The organism is Actinacidiphila bryophytorum (assembly GCF_016916835.1).
GTDB lineage: Bacteria > Actinomycetota > Actinomycetes > Streptomycetales > Streptomycetaceae > Actinacidiphila > Actinacidiphila bryophytorum.
Genome location: NZ_JAFFIX010000001.1, coordinates 395,717 through 421,610, shown reverse-complemented (window position 1 = coordinate 421,610; position 25,894 = coordinate 395,717). Strand labels below are relative to the sequence as shown.

The following is a 25,894-nucleotide window of genomic DNA, read 5'->3' as shown; positions in this document are numbered from 1 at the left end:
GCCCACAGGGCGGGCCCCGCGGCGTCTGGTGCGTGCGATCGCAAGGCGGAGGGTCGTCCTCGTAGTGGGCCTACTCGGACGACTCCGACAACGCAGCGAGCGTGGGTGCCAGGCGTCGCGGGGCAGGCGGGACTTCCAAAACACGGCCGAGGACCTGTCGTTGGATCTCCGCGGCGTCGCGGCGCCCGGCACGCAGGCCCTAGCCCAGCGGCGGCAGCGGCGGCGGGACCTTGGCCGGGGTGGTCTCCAGCGCGGACAGCGCGAGCGCCACCGCGGTGTCCAGCTGCGGGTCCTCACCCGCGGCCCAGTGCTGCGGGGCGCACACCACCTCCACGTCCGGGTCGACGCCGTGGTTCTCCACGTCCCAGCCGTAGCCCTCCAGCCAGAAGGCGTACTTGGGCTGGGTGACCGCCGTGCCGTCGACCAGCTGGTAGCGGCTGTCGACGCCGATCACCCCGCCCCAGGTGCGGGTCCCGACGACCGGGCCGATGTCCAGGGCGCGGATCGCCGCGTTCACCACGTCGCCGTCGGAGCCCGACAGCTCGTCGGCAACCGCCACGACCGGGCCGCGCGGGGCGTCCTGCGGGTAGCTGATGGGGTGGCTGCCGCGCGGCAGGTCCCAGCCGACGATGCGGCGGGCCAGCTTCTCGATCACCAGCTGCGAGGTGTGGCCGCCGCGGTTCTCCCGCAGGTCCACCACCAGGCCCTCGCGGGCCACCTCGACCCGCAGGTCGCGGTGCAGCTGCGCCCAGCCGCTGCCGACCATGTCGGGGACGTGCAGATAGCCGAGCCGGCCGCCCGACACGCGGTGCACGTGCGCCCTGCGCCCTGCCACCCAGTCGTGGTAACGCAGCGCGTCCTCGTCCTCCAGCGGCACCGCCACCACATGCCGCACCGGGCCGCCGGAAGCGGCCGCCACCGACAGCTCGACGGGCTTGCCGGCGGTGCCGACCAGCAGCGGCCCTGGACCGGCCACCGGGTCCACGGGACGCCCGTCGACCGCGAGCAGCACGTCCCCCGCGCGGACCGCCACACCGGGCGCCGACAGCGGCGAGCGGGCCTGCGGGTCGGAGGACTCCCCCGGCAGCACCCGGTCGACCCGCCAGCGCCCGTCCTCGGTACGGGACAGGTCCGCACCGAGCAGCCCCTGCCGGTGCAGCGGGTCGCGGTAGCCGCCCGGCGGGATGACGTAGGCGTGCGAGGTGCCCAGCTCGCCGTGCAGCTCCCACAGCAGGTCCACCAGGTCGTCGTGGGTGGCGATCCGGTCGAGCAGCGGGCGGTAGCGGTCGGCGACGCCGTCCCAGTCCAGGCCGCCCATGTCGGCCCGCCAGAAGTTCTCCCGGGCCAGCCGGTGGGTCTCGGCGAACATCTGCCGCCACTCGGCCTGCGGGTCCACCGTCACCCGGACGCGCGACAGGTCCACGGTGACCGAGCCGCCGGACTCGTCGTCAGGATCGGCCTTGCTGTCCGCGGGCACCACCCGCAGCCTGCTGCCGTCGGTCAGCAGCACCCTTGTGCCGTCGCCGGTGACCGCGAAGTCGTCGGCGTCCTCCGCCAGTTCCTCCAGGCGCAGCTGCACCAGGTCGTAGCGCTCCAGCACGGTGCCGGGCGGCTGCGCCTCCGGCGTGGCAAGGGCCGAGCCGAGCGTGCCGACCAGCGGGTGGCGCAGCCACAGCACACCGCCCTTGGCCGCGCGCAGCCCCGAGTAGCGGCCCGCCTCGACCGGGAAGGGCACGATGCGGTCGGCCAGGCCCTCGGCGTCGACCCGGGTGGGCGGGGTGCGCGGCCCCTCGCTCTTCGCGTCGCCCTCGCCCTTGTCGCGGCCCTTGTCGTCCTCGCCCTTGCCGCCGCCGTCCTGCTCGTCCTCGTCCGGCTCGTACGGCCTGCCGTGCCGCTGCGGCCCGAAGGGCGACGGGGTCGTCGCCGCCAGGGTGATCAGGTACGGGCGGCACGCGTTGGCGAAGGACAGGTCGAAGACATGCGCGTCGTAGACCGGGTCGAAGGCCCGCTCCGACAGGAACGCCAGGTGGCGGCCGTCGGCGGTGAAGGCCGGGGCGTAGTCGTTGAAACGCAGCGGAGTCGCGTCGGTCACCGCGAGGTCGGAGGTGGCCGCGAGCTTCAACTGCCGCAGCGAACCCGGCCCCGGCGCCGACCACACCAGCCATGCCGAGTCCGGCGAGAAGGCCAGCCCGGTCGCGTCGCCCGCGTCACTTGCGGCGACCTCGCGCACCTCGCCGGTCTGCGTCTCCACCAGCAGCACCCGGCCGTCGTGCGAGGCGACGGCGATGCGGTGCCCGTCCGGCGAGACCTCCATCTCCAGCACCCTGCCGAGCCGCCCGGCCGCCAGCCGCCGCGGCGCCGTGCCCGCAGGCAGGCCCACCGCCGGGGCCAGTTCGAGCGCGTCCTCGCCGCCGTCCGCGTCCGTCACCCACACCACGTGCTGCTCGCCGTCCGCGCCGCCCGGCGCGAACACCCGCGGGTGCCGTGTGCGCACCCCCGGCTGCGCGGCCAGCGCCCGGGCCGGGCCGCCGCGGTGGGTGACCCAGTGGGTGGTGCCGCGGATCTCCACCGCGCTGCCCCGCCCGGTGTGGTCGGGGCGGGCGTCGCCCAAGTGGTGGGCGGCGCGCACCGGGTGCGGCTGGAGGTCGGTGCGCTGGCCGCCGAGCGCGATCTCCAGCGGGCGCGGCTCGGCGCCCGCCAGGTCGTCCAGCAGGTACAGCCGCCCGCCCGAGGTCCACGCCACCCGGACGCCGTCCGTACCCGCCTGCCGGGCGTAGAAACCGTCCAGCGCGCTGTGCCGGCGCAGGTCGCCGCCGTCGGGGAGGCTGGAGTAGAGCGCGCCGACACCCTCGTGGTCGGACAGGAAGGCGATCCGCTCCCCCACCCACATCGGGCACTCGATGTTGCCGTCGAGGCCGGTGTGCACCCGGCCGAACTCCCCGCTGCCGTCCGGGTCCAGCCACAGCTTGCCCGCGGTGCCGCCGCGGTAGCGCTTCCAGTACGCCGCCTCGCGCCCCATCGGCACCGACTGCACCAGCACCGCGCCGCCCGGGCCGTACGCCACGTCGCCGACCGGCCCGTACGGCAGCCGGGTGTCCTGCCCGCCGTCCAGCGGGACCGTGCGCGCCCAGGCCCGGCGCGCGGACGGCAGCCCGTACGCGCTCGTCACCACCAGCGCACCGTCCGGCGCCCAGGTGCGCACCGCGGTCCGCGCGTCGCCCCAGTACGTCAGCCGGCGCGAAGGACCGCCGTCCAGCGGCGCCACATGCACCTCCGGCGCCCCGTCCCTGGTCGACGTCCACGCGACCAGGTCGCCGCCGGACGCCACCCTGGGCCGCCCCACGGGCATGTTGTCCGCGCTCACCCGCCACGCCCGCCCGCCGTCCAGCGGTGCGGCCCACACGTCGTCCTCCGCCGTGAAGGCGATCACGCCGCCGTGCGGATGCGGATGCCTGAGATACGAGGGCGCGGGCTGCGGGGCCTGGCGGTCAGCGCGCAGCTGCATCGGTGTCGGGTGCGTCACCAGGCCACCCTAACTTCGATCAACTCCCCGCAGGAGTGCGCTTTCCGCAGTTCCCGAGCCCCTGTACGTCGAAGACCCGGCGCGTGCCGACCGTCGCGGTCAGGCGGCCGCGCACACATGTGTTGTCCAACTGCTCGGTCACCGTGCCCTTCACCGAGATCTTCTGCTGGTCGTCCGTGCGGCCGACGCAGTCCACCGACGCGCGCTTTGTGCCCGTCCGGGCGCTGCACGAGAGCCACTGCACTTTGACGTTGTCCGCTTTCAGGGCGTGCGTGGCCAACTGGTCCGTCGTCACCGACACGGCGCTGCTTCCTAAGCCGTCTGCCGGGTCGCACGCCGCGATGACGCTCGCGCTTGCGAGCAGCGCTGCAACCACCAAATTTCTCCTGGCCTTTCCCATCCCTCCACGGTCCTGCGGCCCGTCCCCCAGGTCCATCCCCCACACGGCCGATTCACCCCTTACGGGGGCACGCCATGTGACTGCCCCTTGCGGTGGGCGTTCGCCTTCCCCCGGTGGGGGCTTGTCGCGCAGTTCCCCGCGCCCCTGAAAAACGCTCGCCCTCGCAGGCAGCGGCGCCGCCTGCTGGCGCCGGCTCTGCGGGAAGAGGGCACCCCCAGGGGCGCGGGGAACTGCGCGCCCAATCACAACGCGCCGAAAGGTACGAGCGCGCCGCAAGCGGCAATCACCAGGAGGCGCTGGGGGTACCCCCAGGCGAAGCTCTGGGGGCGGAACTGCGCGACAAGCCCACCACAGCGGGAGGTCCCGGGGCGGCCGGGAGCCGCAGGGGCGGGGGGGCTAGGACCAGCGGTGGGTGCGGGTGAGGAGGAGGGCGGTGGCGGCGACGCCGGCAGTCGATGTGCGCAGGACCGTCGGCCCCAGACGGTACGCGCCGGCCCCGGCCTCCGCGAAGGCGGCAAGTTCCTCGGGCGCGACCCCGCCCTCGGGTCCGACGACGAGCACCAGCTCGCCGTCGGACGGCAGGGGCGCAACCGCCAGCGCCGCGGAACCCTCCTCGTGGAGGACCCCGGCGAAGCCCGCCCCGCCGAGCAGCCCCGCGACCTGACGCGTCGTCATCAGCTCGCCGACCGTCGGGAACCGCAGGCGCCGCGCCTGCTTGGCGGCCTCCCGGGCGGTGGCCCGCCACTTGGCCAGCGACTTGGCGCCGCGCTCCCCGCGCCACTGCGTCACGCACCGCCCCGCCGCCCACGGCACGATCGCGTCGACGCCCGCCTCCGTCATCGTCTCGACGGCGAGTTCGCCGCGGTCGCCCTTGGGCAGCGCCTGGACGACGGTGATCCGCGGGGAGGGCGCGTCCTCCTCCCGGACACCGTCGACGTCGACGTCCAGCTCGTCCTTGCCGCGGGCGGCGGCCACCCTGCCGTACGCCCCCCGCCCTGCCCCGTCCGTCAGGACGACCTCCTCGCCGGGCTGCAGCCGCCGTACGGACACCGCGTGGCGCCCCTCGGGGCCGTCCAGGGTGATCCGGGAGGGCGAGCCGTCCAGCGCGGCGGGCTCGACGAGGAAGACCGGTGCCGTCACGCCACGACCTCCTGCGCCGCCTGCAGTTCCTCGACCAGCAACTCCATCAGGCGCCCCGCGGACTCCTCGCGGGCCAGCCGGTGGCCCTGCCCGGCCCACAGGGCCATCGCCTGCGGGTCACCGCCCGCGGCGGCGGCCTTGCGCAGCGGCGCCGTCAGATGGTGGATCTGCGGGTATCCGGGCGGCGCGTACGGGCCGTGCTCGCGCACGAAGCGGTTGACCAGCGAACGGGCGGGGCGCCCGGTGAAGGCCCTGGTCAGCTCGGTGCGGCTGAAGACCGGGTCGGTGAGCGCCCTCTTGTGCAGCGGGTCCGCCCCGGACTCGGGGCAGACCAGGAAGGCCGTGCCGAGCTGCGCCGCGTCCGCGCCGGCGGCGAGCACCGCGGCGATCTGCGCGCCGCGCATCAGCCCGCCGGTCGCGATCAGCGGCACGTCCACCGCCTCGCGCACCTGCGGCAGCAGCGCGAGCAGGCCGGTGCCGGCGTGGTCGAGCTGCGGGTCGTCGCGGTGGGTGCCCTGGTGGCCGCCGGCCTCCACGCCCTGCACGCACACCGCGTCGGCGCCGGCCCACTGCGCGGCCAGCGCCTCCGGCACGGAGGTGGCCGTGACCACCGTGAACGTGCCCGCCTTGCGGAAGGACTCCAGCACCGCCTGGGTCGGGCAGCCGAAGGTGAAGCTCACCATCGGCACGGGGTCTTCCAGCAGTATCGCGACCTTGGCGTCGTAGGCGTCGTCGGCGCTGGCGTCCGGGTCGCCCAGCGGCGTCCCGTACCAGGCCTCCTCGCCGGCGAGCTGCTCGGCGTACACCGCCACCGCGGACGGGTCGGTGGCCCGCGGTTGCGGCATGAACAGATTCACCCCGAAAGGGTGCGTGCTCTGGTCGCGGAGCTGGCGGATCTCCTGGTACATCGCCTCGGGCGTCTTGTACCCGGCAGCCAGGAACCCCAGACCACCCGCCGCCGCGACCGCCGTGGCCAGCCGCGGGTTGGACGCGCCGCCGGCCATCGGGGCCTGCACGATCGGGTACTCCGAGAACGAAGTCAGACTAGGCGCGGACATGCGCCTAGCCTGCCATGCGCTCTCCTCGGGCGGCGCGCCCCCCGCCCACCGTCACATGGCGACGGACGGCCACCACATCCGTCGCGTGCCGACGGACCGCCACCACATCCGTCACATGGCGACGGACCGCCACCACCTCAGGGGCGCGGGGAACTGCGCGCCCAGCCCCCACCGGGGGCGCGGGTCGTCACCGGCCCGAAGGGGCTGTTCGGTCCGTGCCGGACCACCGGCCGCGAGCGAAGCGAGATGGGGGCACCCCCAGGCAAAGCCCTGGGGGAGGGCTGGTCGCGCCGTTCCCCGCGCCCCTGAAAAGCACCGCCCGCCGCAGAGGCACCCCCAGCCCCCGCGGCCCGCGGAAGGGCGCCCCCAGCCACCGCGGGCGGTGGAAGGGCGCCGCAGGGCGGAGGGGCACCCCCCCCGGGGTGCTCGGCCGGGGAGTGCGGGGGCGTCAGCGGCCGTTGAAGGCGTCCTTGAGGCGGGAGAAGAGGCCCTGCTGGCCGGGGGCGAACTGGCCGGTGGGGCGTTCTTCGCCGCGGAGTTTGGCGAGGCGCCGCAGCAGGTCCTCCTGGTCCGCGTCGAGCTTGTGCGGGGTCACGACCTCGACGTGGACGACGAGGTCGCCGCGGCCGCCGCCGCGCAGGTGGGTGATGCCGCGCTGGTGCAGCGGGATCGACTGGCCGGACTGCGTGCCCGGGCGGATGTCGATCTCCTCCAGGCCGTCGAGCGTCTCCAGCGGGCACTTCGTGCCGAGCGCGGCGGCCGTCATGGGGATGGTGACGGTGCAGTGCAGGTCGTCGCCGCGGCGCTGGAAGACCTGGTGCGGGACCTCGCGGATCTCGACGTAGAGGTCGCCTGCGGGGCCGCCGCCGGGGCCGACCTCGCCCTCGCCCGCGAGCTGGATGCGGGTGCCGTTGTCGACGCCGGCCGGGATCTTGACGGTCAGGGTGCGGCGGGACCGTACCCGTCCGTCGCCCGCGCACTCCGGGCAGGGCGTGGGCACGACCGTGCCGAAGCCCTGGCACTGGGGGCAGGGCCGGGAGGTCATGACCTGGCCGAGGAAGGAGCGGGTGACCTGGGACACCTCGCCGCGGCCGCGGCACATGTCGCAGGTCTGCGCGGCGGTGCCGGGCGCGGCCCCTTCGCCGTTGCAGGTCCCGCAGGTGACCGCGGTGTCCACCTGGATGTCCTTGGTGGTGCCGAAGGCGGCCTCTTCGAGGTCGATCTCCAGCCGGATCATGGCGTCCTGCCCGCGCCGGGTGCGCGAGCGCGGGCCGCGCTGCTGCGACTGCCCGAAGAAGGCGTCCATGATGTCGCTGAAGTTCCCGAAGCCCTGGCCGAAGCCGGCACCGGCGCCGCCGCCCGCGGCGGACAGCGGGTCGCCGCCGAGGTCGTAGACCTGCTTCTTCTGCGGGTCGGAGAGCACCTCGTAGGCGGCGTTGATCTCCTTGAAGCGCTCCTGCGTCTTGGGGTCGGGGTTGACGTCAGGGTGCAGTTCCCGGGCGAGACGGCGGAATGCCTTCTTGATCTCGTCCGGCCCTGCGTCGCGGCGTACGCCGAGTACGGCGTAGTAGTCCGTGGCCACTTACGACTCCGCCAGGATCTGTCCGACGTAACGTGCCACTGCGCGTACCGCTCCCATCGTTCCGGGGTAGTCCATGCGGGTCGGTCCGACCACGCCGAGTTTGGCGACTGCCTCGTCGCCCGAACCGTAGCCGACGGCCACCACCGAGGTGGAGTTGAGGCCCTCGTGAAAATTCTCATGCCCGATCCGCACGGTCATGGCCGAGTCGGTTGCCTCGCCGAGCAGTTTGAGGAGCACCATCTGCTCCTCCAGCGCTTCGAGCACCGGCCTGATCGTCAGCGGGAAGTCGTGGTTGAACCTGGTGAGGTTGGCGGCGCCGCCGAGCATGATGCGCTCCTCGGTCTGCTCCACCAGTGTCTCCAGCAGGGTGGCGAGCACTCCGGCGACCGCGGGGCGGTCGTCGGGGTCGAAGCTCTCCGGCAGGTCCTGGACCAGCGGCGGCACGTCGGCGAACCGGCGGCCGACGACCCGGCTGTTGAGCCGGGCGCGCAGGTCGGCGAGCACGGTGTCGCCGACGGGCGCCTGGCAGTCGATGAGCCGCTGTTCGACGCGCCCGGTGTCGGTGATCAGCACCAGCATGATGCGGGCGGGTGCGAGCGCGAGCAGTTCCACGTGGCGTACCGCGGACCGGGTGAGCGAGGGGTACTGCACGACGGCGACCTGCCGGGTGAGCTGGGCGAGCAGCCGTACGGTCCTGGCGACGACGTCGTCGAGGTCGACGGCGCCGTCCAGGAAGTTCTGGATCGCCCGGCGCTCGGCGGACGACAGCGGCTTGACGCCGGCCATCTTGTCGACGAAGAGCCGGTAGCCCTTGTCGGTGGGGATGCGGCCGGCGCTGGTGTGCGGCTGGGCGATGTAGCCCTCGTCCTCCAGCACGGCCATGTCGTTGCGCACGGTGGCCGGTGAGACGCCGAGCCGGTGACGTTCGGTGAGCGCCTTGGACCCGACGGGCTCCTCGGTGCCGACGTAGTCCTGAACGATGGCACGCAGGACTTCGAGTCTGCGTTCGCTCAGCATCGCGCACCTCCAGCCGTGACATCCCTGGCCTGGCACTCCGCCGTTTCGAGTGCCAGCTTTCCCGCAGCCAGTGTACGGCGAGGCGGCAAGGGCTCGGCAAGGGTGCGGCACACCGGGTGCGGGGAGGTGGCGGCGGGCGGCACCGCGGCGGCGATACGGTCACCCCCGTGGAATCTGTGGAGAGCACGGAGAATCCGGGTACGGGCGGTTCTGTCTGGGAGCAGCTGGCTCCCGGGGTCGCCAGGCGCCGGATGCCCCATCTCGATGTGACGATCGGACTGGTCGTCGGATCCGACGGCGTCCTCCTGGTGGACACCGCCTCGACGCCGGCCGAGGGCGAAGAGCTGCGCGGGCAGGTCGAGGCGCTGACCGGGCGCACCGTCACGCACATCGTCCTCACCCACGGTCACTTCGACCACGTCTTCGGCACCGCTGCCTTCCCCGGTGCCGAGGTCTACGGCGAGCACTCGCTGGCCGGCTATCTGACCCGGGAGCGCGAAGCGCTGCGGGAGAGCGCGGTGGGGCACGGCACCGACCCCGGCCAGGCCGGGCAGGCGGCGCGGGAGCTGGTGCTGCCGACCCGGCCGGTCGCCGGTGCGACCGAGATCGACCTCGGGGAGCGCCGGGTGCGGCTGGTGCACCCGGGCACCGGGCACACCGGTCACGACCTGGTGGTGGTCGTGCCCGGCGCCACTCCGAGCGACCCGACGGTGGTCTTCTGCGGCGACCTGGTCGAGGAGTCGGGCGAGCCGCAGGCCGGGGAGGACGCGGACCCGGCGCACTGGCCGGGCACCCTGGACGCGCTGCTCGCACTCGGCGGCGAGACGGGACGCTATGTGCCGGGGCACGGCGCCGTGGTCGACGCGCGTTACGTGCGGGCGCAGCGCGACGCCCTTGCCGAGCGTTTCGGGACGGCGGACTAGACGGCGCACTGGCGGCGCCCTTTGCCGCGCGTCCTGGGCTCGGCAAGGTGCCGCTGGTTACGATCGCCCCCATGCGCAGCAGGAGTTACGACCCCGAATTGACCCCGCCCTGGAAGAAGAGCGCCCCGGCTCCCGAGGTGGCGGCCGAGACCGACCTGGTGGTCGAGGAGGCCACCACGGGCTTCTGCGGTGCGGTGGTGCGCTGCGAGAAGACCGCGGAGGGGCTGACGGTGACCCTGGAGGACCGCTTCGGCAAGCACCGGGTCTTCCCGATGACGCCCCGCGGCTTCCTGATCGACGGCCGTACGGTCACGCTGGTACGCCCGCAGGCCGCGCCGGCGCCGCGCGGGCCGCTGCTGTCCGCGTCGGGTTCCGTCGCGGTGACGGGTGCGAAGGCGCGGGTGGCGCGGGCCGGGCGGATCTACGTCGAGGGGCGGCACGACGCCGAACTGGTCGAGCGGGTCTGGGGCCACGACCTGCGGGTCGAAGGCGTCGTCGTGGAGTACCTGGAGGGCGTGGACGACCTGCCCGCGATCGTCGCGGACTTCGCTCCCGCCCCTGACGCCCGGCTCGGTGTGCTGGTCGACCACCTGGTGCCGGGGTCGAAGGAGTCGCGTATCGCCGCGTCGGTGAGCGGCGCGGACGTCCTGGTCGTCGGGCACCCCTACATCGACGTGTGGGAGGCGGTGAAGCCCGCGTCCGTCGGCATTGCCGGGTGGCCGCGGGTGCCGCGCGGCGAGGACTGGAAGACCGGGGTGTGCAGGGCGCTGGGCTGGGACATGTCCACCGGCGAGGCCTGGCAGCGCATCCTGGCGTCGGTGCGGACGTACAAGGACCTGCAGCCGGAGCTGCTGGGCTCGGTGGAGCACCTGATCGACTTCGTGACCGCTTCGTGACCGCGCCCGAGTGACCCTGGGGGCGGCCCGCGTCGCCCGCGCCCGTGCGCATCGCTGCCTCAGTCGGTGAGGTCGCGCACCACGGCGTCGGCCAGCAGCCGGCCGCGCAGGGTCAGCACGGCCCGCCCGGCCTCGTGCGCGGCGGGCTCCAGCAGTCCTTCGCCCACCGCCCGTACCGCCGCCTTCGCGCCCGCCTCGGTGAGCAGGTCCAGCGGGCAGCCCGCGGACAGCCGCAGCTCCAGCAGGATCCGCTCGACCCTGCGGTCCTCGGCGACCAGCACCTCGCGCCCCGCGCCCGGGCTGCGGGACTCGGCGAGTGCCTGCGCATATGCGCCGGGGTGCTTCACGTTCCACCAGCGCACACCGCCGACGTGGCTGTGTGCGCCGGGTCCCGCGCCCCACCAGTCCGCGCCGGTCCAGTACAGCTCGTTGTGGCGGCACCTGCCGGCCTCCGCCGTGGCCCAGTTGGAGACCTCGTACCAGCGAAAGCCCGCCGCGGACAGCCGCTCGTCGGCGATCAGGTAGCGGTCGGCGTGCTCGTCGTCGTCGGTCATCGGCACCTCGCCGCGGCGGATCCGCCGGGCCAGCTGCGTACCCTCCTCGACGATCAGCGCATAGGCCGACACATGGTCGGGGCCTGCGCCTATTGCCGCGTCGAGGGAGGCGCGCCAGTCGTCGTCGGACTCGCCGGGTGTGCCGTAGATCAGGTCGAGGTTGACGTGCTCGAACCCGGCGGCGCGTGCTTCGGCGACGCATGCCTCCGGGCGGCCGGGGGTATGGGTGCGGTCCAGGACGCGCAGCACATGCTGCCGGGCGCTCTGCATGCCGAAGGACATCCTGGTGAAGCCGCCGGCCCGCAGCTCCGCCAGATACGCCGGGTCCACCGACTCCGGGTTGGCCTCCGTGGTGATCTCCGCGTCGGCCGCGAGCCCGAACTCGTCCCTGATCGCGCCCAGCATCCGCACCAGGTCGGCGGCGGGCAGCAGCGTCGGGGTGCCGCCGCCGACGAAGACGGTGGCCGCGTGCCGCGGGTCGTCCCCGAGCACCTTCCTGGCCAGCCGGATCTCGTCCACCAGGACGTCGGCGTAGTTGTCGCGGGACGCCAGCGCACCGCCGGAGCCGCGCAGCTCGCTCGCGGTGTAGGTGTTGAAGTCGCAGTAGCCGCAGCGGGTGGCGCAGTAGGGCACGTGCAGGTAGAAGCCGAGCGGGCGCGCGGCGGCACCGGCCAGCGCCTGCGGCGGCAGGGCGCCGTCCTCGGGCACGGGTTCGCCGTCGGGCAGTACGGAGGGCATGACCCCAGTATCCGGTACGCCCGGCGGTGCCCGGCGACGTCAGCGGGCCTGCAGGACCAGCACCGCCAGGTCGTCGCCGGGCGGGGCGGTGTCGTAGACGTGCACCGCGTGCCGCACCCGCTCGGCGATACCGGCCGCGTCCAGGCCCGCACAGGCGCCCAGGACCGTGGCCAGGCCGTCGTCGTCGTCGAACTGCCGGCGCCCGCGGCGGCGCTCGGTCACCCCGTCGGTCACGCACAGCAGGGAGTCGCCGGGCGACAGGTCGAAGGACTCGCTCGTGTACTGCGGCGTCTCGGAGATCCCCAGCAGGATCTGCGGCCCCGCCGCCTCCCGCACCCTGCCGTTCCCGGCCAGCACCAGCGGCAGCGGGTGCCCCGCGGAGGCCAGCGTGACATGGGCGCCGCACTCCGGGGCGTACGGCGTGATCTCGCCGTACAGCAGCGACAGGAAGCGGGCCTGGCCGCCCTCCCAGGCCGCGGTGCCGCCGGCCAGCGCCGCGGCGGCCTCGTCGGCGAGCGCCTTGTTGAGCCGGTCCAGGACGTCGCTGACGCCGAATCCCTCGCGGGCCAGCAGCCGCAGCACCGGGCGGGCGACACCGGCGAGCGAGGCCGCCTCGGGGCCGTTGCCGCACACGTCGCCCAGCGCGAAGCACCAGCGGCCGTCGCCCGCGGGGAAGAGGTCGTAGAAGTCGCCGCCGACCCAGTCGCCGGCCAGCGGCTCGTAGACCACCGCGTGGTCGATGCCGGGGATACGGCCCACCGCAGGCGGCAGCAGGCCGCGCTGCAGCACCGTGCTGATCATCGCCTGCCGCGCGTACTGCCGGGCCGCGCCCATCGCCAGCGCCACGCGGCGGGCGAAGTCCTCCACCAGGCCCGTCATCTCGTCCGGCATCCCCAGCAGCCCCGCCCGGCCCAGCAGCAGCGTGCCGTGGCAGCGCCCCGCCACGATCAGCGGCACCGCGAGGGCGCCGCCCAGGTCGCACACCCCGCCGTCCGCAGTCGCGGGCCACGCGGTCCGCCGCGCCCCCGGCGGCAGGTCGGCCGCGGGCGGCGACTTCTCCAGTACGGCCCGCAGGCCGTCGATCCGGTGCTCCTCGCCGTGCCATACGCTCGACAGCCGGGCCTGCGCCCCCGCCGGGTACACCCACACCGCGCACCAGTCCGCGATCCGCGGCACCAGCAGCTGCGTCGCCAGCGACGCCACATTGTCCTCGTCCAGCTGGCCCGCCAGCAGGTCCGACGCCTCCGCGAGGAAGGACAGCGCCCCGCGGTCCACCCAGTCCTCGGCGCCGCGCCGCGCCGCCGCAGGCGGCGGTAAGGGCGCCAGCAGCTCCGCGGGCGGTTCGCCGCGCGGCGCCGGCACCTGCGCCTCTGCGCCGTCCTGCGGCAGGTCGAATCGGCACCACACCGTCTTGCGGTCGCGCCGGTAGCTGATGCCCCAGGCGTCCGACAGCGCCGCCACCAGCTGCAGGCCGCGGCCGCTCTCCCGGCGGTCGTCCGGCAGGTCGGGCTCGGCCTCGCCGCGCAGCATCCGCGCCGGGTGGCGGTCCGACACCTCGACCACCACTCCGGGCGGCGACTGCCCCGACTGCCCCGCCTCCAGCCGGCACACCAGATCCACGGCGGTGCCCGCGTGCACGACGGCGTTCGTCACCAGCTCGCTCACCAGGAGCATGCCGTCGTCGACGACACGATCCTCCAGGGCCGCGGCCGCGGGCATCCCCGCCGCGGCCCACTCGGCCAGCGCCGCGCGCAGGAACCTGCGGGCCGCGCCGGCGGCCTGCTGGTTCCCGGGCAGACTCGTCTGCGACACGGCCTCGGACTTGTCCGAGGCCGTGTCGCGGGCCTCGCCCTCACGGTGTGCACGGGGGAGCCTCACGACTCCATGGTTACAGGGTGCCATCGCTCGGGGGCACTGCGTGACCCCCGAGCGGGTCCCTTTCCGGCGAACCGCCCGCTTCCACCGGGCCGAACCACTAACATCCCGGGCGCCCGGGGCGCGCACCACATGCCTGCCACTTGCCGTGGCGCTGCGTCTCTCCCCCGCCGTGGGCTGAGCGCGCACTTCCCCGCGCCCCAGGCAATTGCCACTTGCTGTGGCGTTGCCTTCTTTCCGCCCGTCCGGGCTGGTCGCGCAGTTCCCCGCGCCCCTGGTGGTTGCCCTTTCTCGCAGAGGCGGCGCCGTCTGCCTGCGAGGGTGAGCGTTTTCAGGGGCGCGGGGAACTGCGCGACCAGCCACGATGCGGCCGCAGGCAAGCAACGCACCGCAGGGGGCAGGGCGGGCCGCCCGGGGGCCTAGGCCTCGCGGGCGCCCGCGTACATCTCCTCGATCAGGGGGGCGAACTCGCGCTCCACGACGGGGCGCTTGAGCTTCAGGCTCGGGGTGAGGTCGCCGTGTTCGACGTCGAGGTCGCGCGGGAGGATGCGGAACTGGCGGACCTGCTGCCAGCGCTGGAGGCCTTCGTTGAGCCGCTGGACGTAGCCGTCGATGAGTTCGCGGACCTCGGCGGAGGTCACGACCTCCGCGTATGTGCCGGCGAGGCCGTGTTCCTCGGCCCAGCCGAGGATGGTGGGCTCGTCGAGCGCGAGCAGCGCCGTGCAGAAGTTGCGCCCGCCGCCGACGACCAGGACGTTGCTGACGAAGGGGCACACCGCCTTGAACTGCCCCTCCACCTCGGCGGGGGCGATGTACTTGCCGCCCGAGGTCTTGATCAGGTCCTTCTTGCGGTCGGTGATCTTCAGGAAGCCGTCGGGGGACAGCTCCCCGATGTCCCCGGTGTGGAACCACCCGTCGGGTTCGAGGACTTCCGCGGTCTTGTCGGGCAGGCCGTGGTAACCCTGCATGATGCCCGGGCCGCGCAGCATGATCTCGCCGTCCTCGGCGATGCGGACCTCAAGGCCCGGCAGGGCCTTGCCGACGGTGCCGGTGCGGTAGTTCTCGCCGGGGTTGACGAAGCTGGCGGCGCTGGACTCGGTGAGGCCGTAGCCCTCCAGGATGTGGATGCCGGCGCCGGCGAAGAAGTAGCCGATGTCGGGGGCGAGCGCGGCCGAGCCGGACACGCAGGCCCGCAGCCGGCCGCCGAAGGCCTCGCGCAGCTTGCTGTAGACGAGCTTGTCGGCCAGCGCGTGCTTGGCCCGCAGGCCGGCCGGCGCCGACGGGCTGCCGGTGAGCCGCATGCTGTTCTGCGTGGCCTTGGCGTAGTCGCGCGCGACGCCCGCCGCCCACTGGAAGATGCGGTATTTGGCGGCGCCGCCCGCACGGGCGCGGCCCGCCACGCCGTTGTAGACCTTCTCGAAGATGCGCGGGACCGCGGCCATGTAGGTCGGCTGCACGACCGGCAGGTTCTCGATGATCTTGTCGACGCGGCCGTCGACGGCTGTGATGTGCCCGACGGAGATCTGCCCGGCGGTCAGCACCTTGCCGAAGACGTGCGCGAGGGGCAGCCACAGGTACTGCACGTCCTCGGGTTCGAGCAGGTCGATGGCCTGGATGGCGCGCGCCATGTAGGACCAGCAGTCGTGCGGGAGCCGCACGCCCTTGGGCCGGCCGGTGGTGCCCGAGGTGTAGATCAGCGTGGCGAGTTGGTCCTTGGTGATCGCCGCGACCGCGTCCACGACGGCGCCGGGATGCTGCGCGAGATAGGCCTCGCCGCGCTTCTCCAGCTCCGCGAGCGAGAGCACCCAGCCGTCGCCCGCCTCGTCCAGTGCACCTTCCGCGTCGATGACCACGACATGGGCCAGATCGGGCAGCTCGGCCCTGCGCTGCCTGGCCTTGTCCAGCTGCGCGGCGTCCTCCGCGATCAGCACCCGGCTACCGGAGTCGGCGAGGATGAACGCGGTCTCCTCGGCATTGGTGCTGGGGTAGACGGTGGTGGTCGCCGCACCGGCGCACAGCACCCCGAGGTCGGCGAGGATCCACTCGACCCGGGTGTTGGAGGCGATGGCGACCCGCTCCTCGGGCCGCACCCCCAGGTCCATCAGCCCTGCGGCAATGGCATAGACCCGGCGCGAGGACTCGCCCCAGGTGAGCGAGCGCCACCCGTCGGGGCCTTCCTGGCCGGCCCCGGGCGGCAGCGGGTAGCGGTACGCCTCCGCGTCCGGCGTGGCCGCCACCCGGTCCAGGAAGAGCGTCGCCACGGAGGGCGGCCGATTCTCTAGCAACGTCTGTGTGTCGGTCACCGCAACCTCCGGGCACGCGCGGGCGTTCTTAACTCACCAGTAACCTATCCGTCGGATCAGAGTAGAGGGCGCAGGCCCGGTGCGTAAGAGGGTGCGGCCAGCGCGTCGTGCCGCCCGTACCGCGGGAAGCCCCCTGCCGCCGCCTGGGGCTTCCCGGGCCGCGCCCTACTTCTTCGCCTTGGAGTCGCCGTCGGAGTCGGTGGACAGCACCGCGATGAAGGCCTCCTGCGGGACCTCGACGCTGCCGACCATCTTCATCCGCTTCTTGCCCTCCTTCTGCTTCTCCAGCAGCTTGCGCTTGCGTGAGATGTCACCGCCGTAGCACTTGGCGAGCACGTCCTTGCGGATCGCGCGGACCGTCTCGCGGGCGATGACCCGGGCGCCGATGGCGGCCTGGATCGGCACCTCGAAGTTCTGCCGCGGGATGAGCTCGCGCAGCTTCGCGACCAGCCGCACACCGTAGGCGTACGCCTTCTCCTTGTGGGTGATCGCCGAGAAGGCGTCCACCTTGTCGCCGTGCAGCAGGATGTCGACCTTGACCAGGTCGGCGCTCTGCTCGCCGGTGGGCTCGTAGTCCAGCGACGCGTAGCCGCGGGTCTTGGACTTGAGGTTGTCGAAGAAGTCGAAGACGATCTCGGCCAGCGGCAGCGTGTAGCGGATCTCGACGCGGTCCTCCGACAGGTAGTCCATGCCGAGCAGCGAGCCGCGCCGGTTCTGGCACAGCTCCATGATCGCGCCGATGAACTCGGTCGGGGCCAGCACCGTGGCCCTTACCACCGGCTCGTAGACCTCGGAGATCTTGCCCTCGGGGAATTCACTCGGATTGGTGACGACGTGCTCGGCGCCGTCCTCCATGAGCACCCGGTAGACCACGTTGGGCGCCGTCGCGATCAGGTCGAGGCCGAACTCGCGCTCCAGCCGCTCGCGGATCACGTCCAGGTGCAGCAGGCCGAGGAAGCCGACCCGGAAGCCGAAGCCCAGGGCCGCGGAGGTCTCCGGCTCGTAGACCAGCGCCGCGTCGTTGAGCTGCAGCTTGTCCAGGGCCTCGCGCAGCTCGGGGTAGTCGGAGCCGTCCAGCGGATACAGGCCGGAGAAGACCATCGGCTTGGGGTCCTTGTAGCCGCCCAGCGCGTCGGTGGCGCCCGCGCTCTGGGTGGTGATGGTGTCACCGACCTTGGACTGCCGCACGTCCTTCACACCGGTGATCAGATAGCCGACCTCGCCGACGCCGAGCCCGTCGGCGGGCAGCATCTCCGGCGAGTTGGTGCCGATCTCCAGCAGCTCGTGGGTGGCGCCGGTGGACATCATCCGGATCCGCTCGCGCTTGGTGAGCTGCCCGTCGACGACCCGGACGTAGGTGACCACACCGCGGTAGGAGTCGTAGACCGAGTCGAAGATCATCGCGCGGGCGGGTGCGTCGGCGACGCCGACCGGCGCGGGGACGTCCCTGACCACCCGGTCGAGCAGCGCGTCCACGCCGACGCCGGTCTTGGCCGAGACCCGCAGCACGTCGTCGGGGTCGCAGCCGATGAGGTTGGCCAGCTCCTCGGAGAACTTCTCCGGCTGGGCGGCCGGCAGGTCGATCTTGTTCAGCACCGGGACGATGGTGAGGTCGTTCTCCATCGCCAGGTAGAGGTTCGCCAGCGTCTGCGCCTCGATGCCCTGGGCCGCGTCCACCAGGAGGACGGTGCCCTCGCAGGCGGCGAGCGAGCGGGAGACCTCGTAGGTGAAGTCGACGTGCCCCGGGGTGTCGATCATGTTCAGGATGTGCGTGCCGCCGGAGCCGTCGGTGGGCTGCCAGGGCAGCCTGACGGCCTGCGACTTGATGGTGATACCGCGCTCACGCTCGATGTCCATCCGGTCGAGGTACTGAGCACGCATCTGCCGAGCGTCGACGACCCCGGTGAGCTGGAGCATGCGGTCGGCGAGTGTCGACTTGCCGTGGTCGATGTGCGCGATGATGCAGAAGTTGCGGATCAGCGCCGGGTCGGTACGGCTCGGCTCCGGCACGGAGGAAGGGGTCGCGGGCACGCAGGGTCCATTTTCTCGGAGACGCTCACCGCCGCGCTCCGCGCGGGACTCGGTCTCTGCTGGCTGGTCGGATCGATACGTAGCCTCCATGGTCCCACGGCCGGCGGCCGCCGTGCGGTTTGGGAGCGGCCCGGCGCTGCTGGTAACCTGGGGCGCTGTGCCTCGTGGCCCCCGTCGGCCGCAAACCGCCGGAACCAGGACCCGGGGCGCTGATCCTTTCGGTAAACGAACCTGAGAAGGCTCCTTCGTGGCGAACATCAAGTCCCAGATCAAGCGCAACAAGACCAACGAGAAGGCGCGGCTGCGCAACAAGGCGGTCAAGTCCGAGCTCAAGACCGCGGTCCGCCGCACCCGTGAGGCCGTCGCCGCCGGTGACGCCGCCAAGGCCGAGGCCGCCGCGCGTGCCGCGTCCAAGAAGCTCGACAAGGCCGTGAGCAAGGGCGTCATCCACAAGAACCAGGCCGCCAACAAGAAGTCGGCCATCGCGCAGTCGGTCGCCGCGCTCCAGGGCTGATCACCCAGGGTCCGCCGGCACGGCGGGCAACCGGACTCAGCGGCCCCTCTACCGCCCGGACCCGCACCGCCCAAGACCCGCGCCGCACGCGGACGTTCGCCACGTGCCTGCGGCGCACGGATACGCCTCACACCGCCCGTCCGGGATTCCCGGACGGGCGGTGTTTTTCCGCTGACGGCTCACTGACGGCGTCGATATCCTCACCGCATGTCGATGCCGCCGCCTGACCAGCCGGGCTCAAATCCGTACATGAACCCCCCGCAGGGCTCCGGAGCCGTGCCCCCGCCGGGACCGCCCCCCGGGCAGATACCCGGCCAGACCCCTGGGCAGGTGCCCGGGCAGCCGCCGGCCGGCGGGTACGGGACGCCCGTGCCGCCGCAGCTCAACCCCTACGCCCAGACCGCGGCCGGCCCCTACGGCCCCGCGCAGCCCGCCGCCTACTACGGCCAGCCGCAGCCGGGCCAGGCCCCGCCGGGCGCCGGGGGACGCGGCGGGGCGGGCAAGGCGGTGCTGTGGGCGGTGGTCGGCGCCGCCGTGGCGTCCGCGCTGTGGGGCGGCGGGGTGCTGCTGCTCGGCAAGGACTCGGGCAAGCCCGCCCTGCACGGCTACAAGGTGACCAAGGACCTGTGCGGCACCGCCGACCTGAGCGCCTTCGCGACCGCCTACCCCAAGCCGGACGACGACCCGACCTCGTACACCAACGACCGGCCCGCCGTCGCCGAGATGCACTGCAGCGAGAGCCTCAAGCAGGAGTCCTCGACCTACTCCGACGCCTATCTGACGATCGACGCCGACCTGCACCGCAAGTCCGACCCGGGACCGGAGTTCGCCGACCACTGGAAGGGCTACGACGTCGTGGGCGGCTCCGACGCCAAGGACAAGTACACCGTCACGGCGGTGGACGGCTACGGGGACGAGGCGTACCTGGCGACCATGGACTCGGTCACCACGGACTCGGACGGCAGCGAGACCGGCAGCCGGGAGGTCATCCTCGCGGTGCGCGACGGGGCGCTGACCTTCTCCCTCTCCTGGTACCACTACCCCGACTCGCTCAACGACGACGCCAAGGCCAGCCCGACGCTCAGCCAGGGCACCGAGTGGGTGAAGTCGGCGACGAAGGCGACGCTGGCGAAGCTCAAGTAGCGGCTTCCCCGGCAGCAGCCGGCCCGCGCTTGCTCAGCTGCGGGTGCGGGCGGCGCGGGCGATGGTGACGACCGCCTTCTCCAGGGCGTACGCCGGGTCCGCCGCGCCGCCCTTGACGGCCGCGTCGGCCTCCGCGACCGCCTGCAGCGCGACCGAGACGCCGTCCGCGCTCCAGCCGCGGATCTGCTGCCGGACCCGGTCGATCTTCCACGGCGGCATGCCCAGATCCCGGGCGAGCTGGCCGGGGTTCGCCCCGCGCGGGGCCGACGCGAGCTTGCCGATCGCCCGCACCCCCGAGGCCAGCGCGAAGGTGATGCCCGGCAGGGGCTGCCCGACCGACAGCGCCCAGCGCAGCCGCTCCAGCGCCTCCGCCGTCCGCCCGGTCACCGCGAGATCCGCCACCTCGAAGCCGGTCGCCTCGGCCCGCCCGGTGTAGTAGCGGGCGACCACCGCGACATCGACAGTGCCCTCGGTGTCCGCGACCAGTTGGGCGCACGCACTGGCCAGCTCCCGCAGGTCGCTGCCGATCGCGTCGACCAGCGCCTGCGCCGCCTCGGGCGTCACCGACCTGCCGAGCGTACGGAACTCGCCGCGTACGAAGGCGAGCCTGTCGGCCGGCTTGGTCATCTTCGGGCACGCCACCTCGCGCGCCCCCGCCTTTCGGGCCGCGTCCAGCAGCGCCTTGCCCTTGGCGCCGCCGGCGTGCAGCAGCACCAGGGTGATCTCCTCCACCGGTGCGCCCAGATACGCCTTGACGTCCTTGACGGTGTCGGCGGACAGGTCCTGCGCATTGCGCACGACGACGACCTTGCGCTCGGCGAACAGCGACGGGCTGGTCAGCTCGGCCAGCGTCCCCGGCTGCAGCGCGTCCGGTGCCAGGTCCCTGACGTCGGTGTCGGGGTCGGCGGCCCTCGCCGCCACCACCACCTCCCGGACGGCGCGGTCCAGCAGCAGGTCCTCCTGCCCCACGGCGAGCGTGAGCGCAGCGAGCGGGTCGTCTTGAGCGGTCTTCCTTGCCATCGCGCCCCAGCATCCCACGCCCCTGCGACAGCGGGTCCGCGAAGGGGTCCCCGGCGGCCCGCGGCACAATGTCCCGGTGACCGACGTACGCCATGTGCTGGTGCTTCCCGACCGTGACGCCGCAGAGGAGGTCGCCGCCGAAGTGGGCGACCGCTTCGCGCCGGCGGAGGAGCCGCGGGTGGTGCGTGACGCGCTGGCCGGGGAGGACGACGCCGAGGACGCCCAGTGGCTGGTGGTCGTCGAGGACCCGGACGGGCACCTGGACGCCTATGCGCTGGACGCGCTCGCCGCCGCGCACGACGGCTGGCTGGAGTAGCCGCCCTCCGGGGCGCGTCCGCGGCCTTGTCAGGTGGGCAGTTCGCGGGTGCGCGGTACGGGTGAGGGCAGCAGCCACAGGGCGCCCAGCGTGGCGGCCAGGGTGACCAGCCACAGGGCGGGCCGCAGGCCGATGGCCGAGCCGAGGAAGCCGCCGGCCAGGGCGCCGAGCGGGCGCACACCGTAGTTGACGGTCCTGAAGGCGCCGGAGACCCGGGAGCGCAGGGCGTTGGGTATGACGGCAGCCTGCAGCGAGCCCGACGCTATGTCCAGCAGCATCACGCCCAGGCCTGCGGCGAACTCCGCGGCGAAGAAGGTGGCCAGGAGCAGCGGGGTCGGCCCGCCGGCCAGCGGCACCAGGACCAGCGGCGCCGGGAAGAGGAAGGCGCCCGCCGTCAGTGCGGGTCCGACGCCGATCGCCCGCACGACCCGCCCGCTGACCACCGCGCCGACCAGGCTGCCGACCGCGCCTGCGCCGATGACCAGGCCCAGCGTCCCGGCGCTGAGGCCGAGTTCGTCGACGGCGTAGAGGACCACCAGGGTGTTGAAGGCGAAGTTGAACAGGTTGATGGTCGCCGCGCAGGCCAGGATCGCCCGCAGCAGCGGTGAGCGGGCGATGAAGCGCAGGCCCTCGGTGAGCCGGCCCTTGCCGGGCTCGGCCGCCGGCGGCTCCTCGGGGGCTATCCGGGCCAGCTGCCAGGCCGAGGCCAGGTAGGAGGCGGCGTCGGCGAGCAGCGCCAGGGGTGCGGCGAGCACCTGCACCAGCAGCCCGCCGGCGCTCGGCCCGGCGACGAAGGAGAAGGCGCGGCTGCCGCTGGTCAGCGCATTCCCCGCGATGTACTGGTCGGGCTTCATCAGCGACACCAGCAGCGTGGCGTTGCAGACGTCGAAGACCACCGCGAGGGTGCCGACCGCGAAGACGACGGCGCACAACTGGACGAAGGTGAGCACCCCGAAGGCGTAGCCGAGCGGCAGCGAGGCCATCAGCGCCGCCCGCGCCAGGTCCGCGGCGATCATGGTCTGCCGCCGGCGCCCGCGCCGGTCCGCCCAGGCACCGGCGGGCAGCGAGAACAGCAGCGCGGGCAGCAGCCCGGCGAAGCGCAGCCAACCCATCCCGGTGGCCCCGACGTGCAGCACGAAGACGGCGGCCAGCGGCACCGCGAGGTAGCTGACCTCGTCGCCGAAGAGCGAGACCGTCTGGCCGGTCCAGTAGCGGCGGAACTGCTGCTCGCGCAGCAGCGCGGGCGCCCGGCCGGCCAGGGTGCGCACCAGGGTGGGGGTGCTCACGCGTGCTCCCCCCGGGGGTCGCCGTCCCGGCCGTCCGGGGCGACATAGGCGACGTGCATGTACGCCACGCGGCGGGCACCCTCGGGCCGCAGCTCCGGGTGGTAGCCGCGGTCGGCGTACTCCGCGACCATCGCGTCGAGCCGCTCCCCCAGCGCCACCAGCTCCTCCGGGGTGAGGTAGAGCATCGCGTCCGAGTGGCGCTCGGCCCGCTGCCACTCCTCCGGCAGGGTGTGCCGGGTCTCCAGCGCCCGCATCATGCGGTGGAGCTGGTTCTCCGCCACCGCCGCGTTCAGCGCCTCCGCGGCCGAGGCGACCGCGGGGTCCGGCGAGTAGTTCGGCCAGTCCGTGTACGCGGCCGTCGCCCGCCACGGCTTCTCCCGCCCCGCGCCGCCCGGGTCGGCCTCCTCGACCAGGCCGTACTTGGCCAGTATCCGCAGGTGGTACGAGCAGCTCGCGACGGACTCGCCGGTCAGCTCCGCCGCCCGGGTCGCGGTGAACGGCCCCTCCTGGCGGAGCAGGCCGACCAGCCTCATCCGCGTCGGATGTGCGTAGGCGCGCAGGGCGCGCGGGTCGGTGAGGTGGACCTGGTGTTGCCATGGCTGCTCCTTCATATATCTAAAGCTAGCTTTCTAAAGGGACCTTTACAAGGCTTTCTTTAGAAAGAGGTCTTGAGGGTGGCGCGTCTGCTGCTCCCCCGGATCACCCCGCTCCCGCCAGCACCGTCCGCAGCCCGGCCGGCCCGGTGCCCGCCACCGCGATCGGCCCGTCCCTGTCGGTCCGCAGCACCGTCGCGCCCAGCGCCCGCAGCGCGGCCACCGTACGGGCGGCCGGGTGGCCGTAGCGGTTGTGCGCGCCCACCGAGATCAGCGCCAGCCGCGGTCTCGTCCGGGCGAACAGCGCCAGGTCCTGGTAGGCGCTGCCGTGGTGGGCGACCTTGAGAACGTCGACCCTCGGCAGGCCCGGCGTTATGTCCAGCACCTCCTGCTGGGCCTGCGGTCCCAGATCGCCCGCCAGCAGCAGCGTCAGCCCGCCCGTGCGGACCAGCATCGCCACGCTCGCGTCGTTCGGGTCGTCGTCCGGGAGCGCGTCGCGGTCCGCCGGGGGCCACAGCACCCGCCAGGACAGCCCCCCGGCGCTGCGCTCCTCCCCCGCCGCCGCCCGCAGCACCGGCACTCCCGCGGCTGCGGCCAGCCGCCGCACCCCGGCCGCCTCCGCCGCCGGCTCGTCCAGCACCGTCGTCTCGATCGCGCCGACACTGCGGCCGCGCAGCACACCGGGAAGCCCGTCCGCATGGTCGGCGTGGAAATGCGTCAGCACCAGCAGCGGGATGCGGGTCACCCGCAGATCCCGCAGACACCGGTCGGCAAGCGCCGGATCCGGCCCCGTGTCGACCACCACCGCGCTGCCCGGCCCCGCAGCGAGCGCCAGCGCATCGCCCTGCCCCACGTCGCACATCGCAAACCGCCAGTCCCCCGGCGGCCACGCCGCCACGAACCCCGGCACCGGCAGCGGCCGTACCAGCGCCAGCAGCAGGAGCAGCGCGCCCGCCGCCGCAGGCCACGGCCTGCCGACCAGCACCCTGCCGCCCACCGCAAGTGCCACCGTCAGCACCGCCAGCAGCGCCGCGCCCGCCCATCCCGCAGGCCAGCCGATCTCCGCACCCGGCAATGCCGCGCCATGCCGGGCGACCGTCACGATCCACCGCGTCGGCCAGCCCGCCAGCCACGCCAGGCCCGCCGCCGCGGCCGGGGCGAGCGGCGCCACCGCCAGCGCGCAGAAGCCGAGCACCGTCGCCGGGGCCACCGCGGGCTCCGCGAGCAGATTGCACGGCACCGCCACCAGGCTGAGCCGTGCGGAGAGCACCACGATCAGCGGCCCGCAGGCCGCCTGTGCCGCGCCCGCCGCCGCCAGCGCCTCCGCCAACCGGGGCGGCACCCCGCGGCGGTGCAGTGCCGCACTCCAGCGCGGCGCCAGCGTCAGCAGCGAACCCGTGGCCAGCACCGACAACGCGAAGCCGTACGACCGCGCCACCGCCGGGTCGTACAGCACCAGCAGCAGCACCGCCCCGCACAGCGCGGGCAGCAGCGACCGGCGGCGGCCCGTGCCGATCGCCAGCAACGTGATCAGTCCGCACGCCGCCGCCCGCAGCACGCTCGGGCTCGGGCGGCTCACCAGCACGAAGGCCGCGGTCAAGACCACGCCCAGCACCGCCGTCAGCCGCAGCGGGATGCCCAGTGCCGCCGCCAGCCCGCGCCGCTCGGCCCGGATCGCCCGGCCCGGCGGCCCGATCAGCAGGAGCAGCACGATCGTCAGGTTCGCGCCCGACACGGCGGTCAGATGCGCCAGGTCCGTCGCCCGGAAGGCGTCCTTCAGGTCCGGCGGCAAGGTGCTGGTGTCCCCGATCACCAGCCCCGGGAGCAGGGCGCGGGCATCCGGCGGCAGGTCCGCGCTCGCTTTGCGCAGGCCCGCGCGGAGCCGGGCCGCCGCGCGCTGCGGCGTGCTCGGCGTGGCGAGGATGCGGGGCGGGCCGCCCGTGGGATGCACCACCGCTGACGCGGGGTCGGCTGAGCCGCCGGTGGGCGGGCTCAGGCGTGCCTGGACCGCGACGGTCGTCGAGGGGAGCAGGCGGAGCCACGCCGGCTGGTCGCGGGCCGCCAGCACGACGACGGGGGTGCGGATGCGGGTGCCTTTGCCTGCGTCCGTGCCCACGCGGACGGCTTGCGCCGTCACCACGACGACGGAGGTGCCGGGACCCGGCGGGGGCTTCGTCCTGAACGGGTCGCCGGTGATGCGCAGTTCCAACCGGACCGGTTCCGGTGCCCTGCGCGCCGCCAGCGCCGGGAGCGGGCCGCGGTGGCGGTCGGCGTCCGCCAGCGCCGCGACGGTGGTGGCCGTCGCGACGGCCAGGAGCGCAGCCGCTGCCGCGGCGGGGAGGGTCGGCGTCCGACGCCCTGCCCGCGCCGGGTGGCCGGACTTCGGGCTCGCGCCCGGGGCGTCGGGCCGTGCCCGTGCCCTGGCCCTGTCCCTGGCCCTGGCCCTGGGCCTGGGCCTGGGCCTGCGGGCTGCTGTTGCGGCTGCCGTGGCGGCTGCCGCCAGGGCCGTTGCCACGAGCAGGGCCGTCGCGCCGACGGTCGGCTCCAGGGCTGCAGCTGCCCACGCCGCCAGCGCGGGCACCACCAACCTCAGGTCCGGCGGCCCCTCCTGGCGTGGCTCCGACGCCCCCAGCCGCGACTTCGCCGCCGCATGCACCGCGGCACGCCCCTGCGGGTTCAGGCCTTGCGGTTCCTGAGCCCCGCTCCCACCTGCCGCCGCGCTCGGGCTGGGCGCGCCGTTCCCCGCGCCCCTGGTGGGACCTGGCCGCCGCACGGACTCCTCCCGTACGTGTGGGTCGCTCGGCACGTCCAGGGGTGGCCGACCACCCACCGAGACCGACGGCCCGCTCGGGCTGGGCGCGCCCTTCCCCGCGCCCCTGGTGGGACCTGGCCGCCGCACGGACTCCTCCCGTACGTGTGGGTCGCTCGGCACGTCCTGGGGTGGCCGACCACCCACCGAGACCGACGGCCCGATCGGGCTGG

At 73.9% G+C, this 25,894-nt stretch carries 19 protein-coding genes; 5 read left to right on the top strand and 14 right to left on the bottom strand.

What is annotated here, in order from left to right; all coding sequences use genetic code 11:
* Window positions 1-199 precede the first annotated feature (199 nt).
* The 6 genes from JT723_RS01730 to hrcA form a co-directional block, all read right to left on the bottom strand.
* Window positions 200-3,505, bottom strand: coding sequence for a S41 family peptidase (locus JT723_RS01730; RefSeq protein ID WP_205042802.1), 3,306 nt, complete (start codon window positions 3,503-3,505; stop codon window positions 200-202).
* Window positions 3,506-3,542: 37 nt separating this feature from the next.
* Window positions 3,543-3,899 (bottom strand): hypothetical protein, encoded by a 357-nt coding sequence (locus JT723_RS01725; protein WP_205042507.1) that lies wholly within the window; start codon window positions 3,897-3,899, stop codon window positions 3,543-3,545.
* Between the two features lie 420 nt (window positions 3,900-4,319).
* Entirely contained in the window at window positions 4,320-5,063 is a 744-nt protein-coding gene (locus JT723_RS01720; protein WP_205042506.1) for a 16S rRNA (uracil(1498)-N(3))-methyltransferase, read from the bottom strand.
* Window positions 5,060-6,121, bottom strand: coding sequence for a nitronate monooxygenase (locus JT723_RS01715; RefSeq protein ID WP_205042505.1), 1,062 nt, complete (start codon window positions 6,119-6,121; stop codon window positions 5,060-5,062). The genes JT723_RS01720 and JT723_RS01715 overlap by 4 nt, the downstream gene beginning before the upstream one ends.
* Before the next feature lie 448 nt (window positions 6,122-6,569).
* Complete coding sequence (gene dnaJ, locus JT723_RS01710) at window positions 6,570-7,703, bottom strand: molecular chaperone DnaJ (RefSeq protein WP_033172910.1); 1,134 nt, start codon at window positions 7,701-7,703, stop codon at window positions 6,570-6,572.
* The gene (gene hrcA, locus JT723_RS01705) at window positions 7,704-8,720 is read right to left on the bottom strand and encodes a heat-inducible transcriptional repressor HrcA (RefSeq protein ID WP_205042504.1); all 1,017 of its coding nucleotides are present in this window, start codon (window positions 8,718-8,720) and stop codon (window positions 7,704-7,706) included.
* Between the two features lie 176 nt (window positions 8,721-8,896).
* Between hrcA and JT723_RS01700 the strand changes: the two genes are divergently transcribed.
* Together JT723_RS01700 and JT723_RS01695 are read left to right on the top strand one after the other, a co-directional pair.
* Window positions 8,897-9,643: an MBL fold metallo-hydrolase gene (locus JT723_RS01700; protein WP_372441210.1), complete on the top strand. Its 747-nt coding sequence runs from the start codon at window positions 8,897-8,899 to the stop codon at window positions 9,641-9,643.
* Between the two features lie 71 nt (window positions 9,644-9,714).
* On the top strand, window positions 9,715-10,539 hold the full coding sequence (locus JT723_RS01695) for a DUF3097 domain-containing protein (RefSeq protein WP_205042503.1): 825 nt from the start codon (window positions 9,715-9,717) through the stop codon (window positions 10,537-10,539).
* 59 nt (window positions 10,540-10,598) lie between these two features.
* Here JT723_RS01695 and hemW read toward each other — a convergent pair whose 3' ends face one another.
* The 4 genes from hemW to lepA all read right to left on the bottom strand — a co-directional run bounded on the left by hemW (window position 10,599) and on the right by lepA (window position 18,040).
* Window positions 10,599-11,831, bottom strand: a complete 1,233-nt coding sequence (gene hemW, locus JT723_RS01690) for a radical SAM family heme chaperone HemW (RefSeq protein WP_205042502.1) — start codon at window positions 11,829-11,831, stop codon at window positions 10,599-10,601.
* A 39-nt stretch (window positions 11,832-11,870) separates the two neighbouring features.
* Entirely contained in the window at window positions 11,871-13,733 is a 1,863-nt protein-coding gene (locus tag JT723_RS01685) for an ATP-binding SpoIIE family protein phosphatase (RefSeq protein WP_205042501.1), read from the bottom strand.
* A 392-nt stretch (window positions 13,734-14,125) separates the two neighbouring features.
* The gene (locus tag JT723_RS01680) at window positions 14,126-16,009 is read right to left on the bottom strand and encodes an AMP-dependent synthetase/ligase (protein WP_205042500.1); all 1,884 of its coding nucleotides are present in this window, start codon (window positions 16,007-16,009) and stop codon (window positions 14,126-14,128) included.
* A gap of 165 nt (window positions 16,010-16,174) precedes the next feature.
* Window positions 16,175-18,040 carry a translation elongation factor 4 gene (gene lepA, locus JT723_RS01675; protein WP_205042499.1) on the bottom strand — a complete coding sequence of 622 codons (1,866 nt, stop codon included), beginning with the start codon at window positions 18,038-18,040 and terminating at the stop codon, window positions 16,175-16,177.
* A 247-nt stretch (window positions 18,041-18,287) separates the two neighbouring features.
* Here lepA and rpsT point away from each other — a divergent pair, with 247 nt between their 5' ends.
* Both rpsT and JT723_RS01665 read left to right on the top strand, forming a co-directional pair.
* A complete protein-coding gene (rpsT, locus tag JT723_RS01670) occupies window positions 18,288-18,554 on the top strand; it encodes a 30S ribosomal protein S20 (protein WP_205042498.1) in 267 nt (88 codons plus the stop codon).
* 249 nt (window positions 18,555-18,803) lie between these two features.
* Window positions 18,804-19,697, top strand: coding sequence for a hypothetical protein (locus tag JT723_RS01665; RefSeq protein WP_240165028.1), 894 nt, complete (start codon window positions 18,804-18,806; stop codon window positions 19,695-19,697).
* A gap of 33 nt (window positions 19,698-19,730) precedes the next feature.
* On the opposite strand, the gene holA is transcribed toward JT723_RS01665, so the two are convergent.
* Window positions 19,731-20,717, bottom strand: a complete 987-nt coding sequence (gene holA / locus JT723_RS01660; protein ID WP_205042497.1) for a DNA polymerase III subunit delta — start codon at window positions 20,715-20,717, stop codon at window positions 19,731-19,733.
* A gap of 76 nt (window positions 20,718-20,793) precedes the next feature.
* Between holA and JT723_RS01655 the strand changes: the two genes are divergently transcribed.
* Window positions 20,794-21,033, top strand: a complete 240-nt coding sequence (locus JT723_RS01655; RefSeq protein ID WP_205042496.1) for a hypothetical protein — start codon at window positions 20,794-20,796, stop codon at window positions 21,031-21,033.
* Between the two features lie 29 nt (window positions 21,034-21,062).
* Here JT723_RS01655 and JT723_RS01650 read toward each other — a convergent pair whose 3' ends face one another.
* The 3 genes from JT723_RS01650 to JT723_RS01645 form a co-directional block, all read right to left on the bottom strand.
* A complete protein-coding gene (locus JT723_RS01650) occupies window positions 21,063-22,319 on the bottom strand; it encodes an MFS transporter (RefSeq protein WP_265934422.1) in 1,257 nt (418 codons plus the stop codon).
* A complete protein-coding gene (locus tag JT723_RS35680) occupies window positions 22,316-22,930 on the bottom strand; it encodes a helix-turn-helix domain-containing protein (RefSeq protein WP_265749548.1) in 615 nt (204 codons plus the stop codon). The genes JT723_RS01650 and JT723_RS35680 overlap by 4 nt, the downstream gene beginning before the upstream one ends.
* A gap of 88 nt (window positions 22,931-23,018) precedes the next feature.
* On the bottom strand, window positions 23,019-25,568 hold the full coding sequence (locus JT723_RS01645) for a ComEC/Rec2 family competence protein (RefSeq protein WP_251512805.1): 2,550 nt from the start codon (window positions 25,566-25,568) through the stop codon (window positions 23,019-23,021).
* Between the last annotated feature and the right edge of the window lie 326 nt (window positions 25,569-25,894).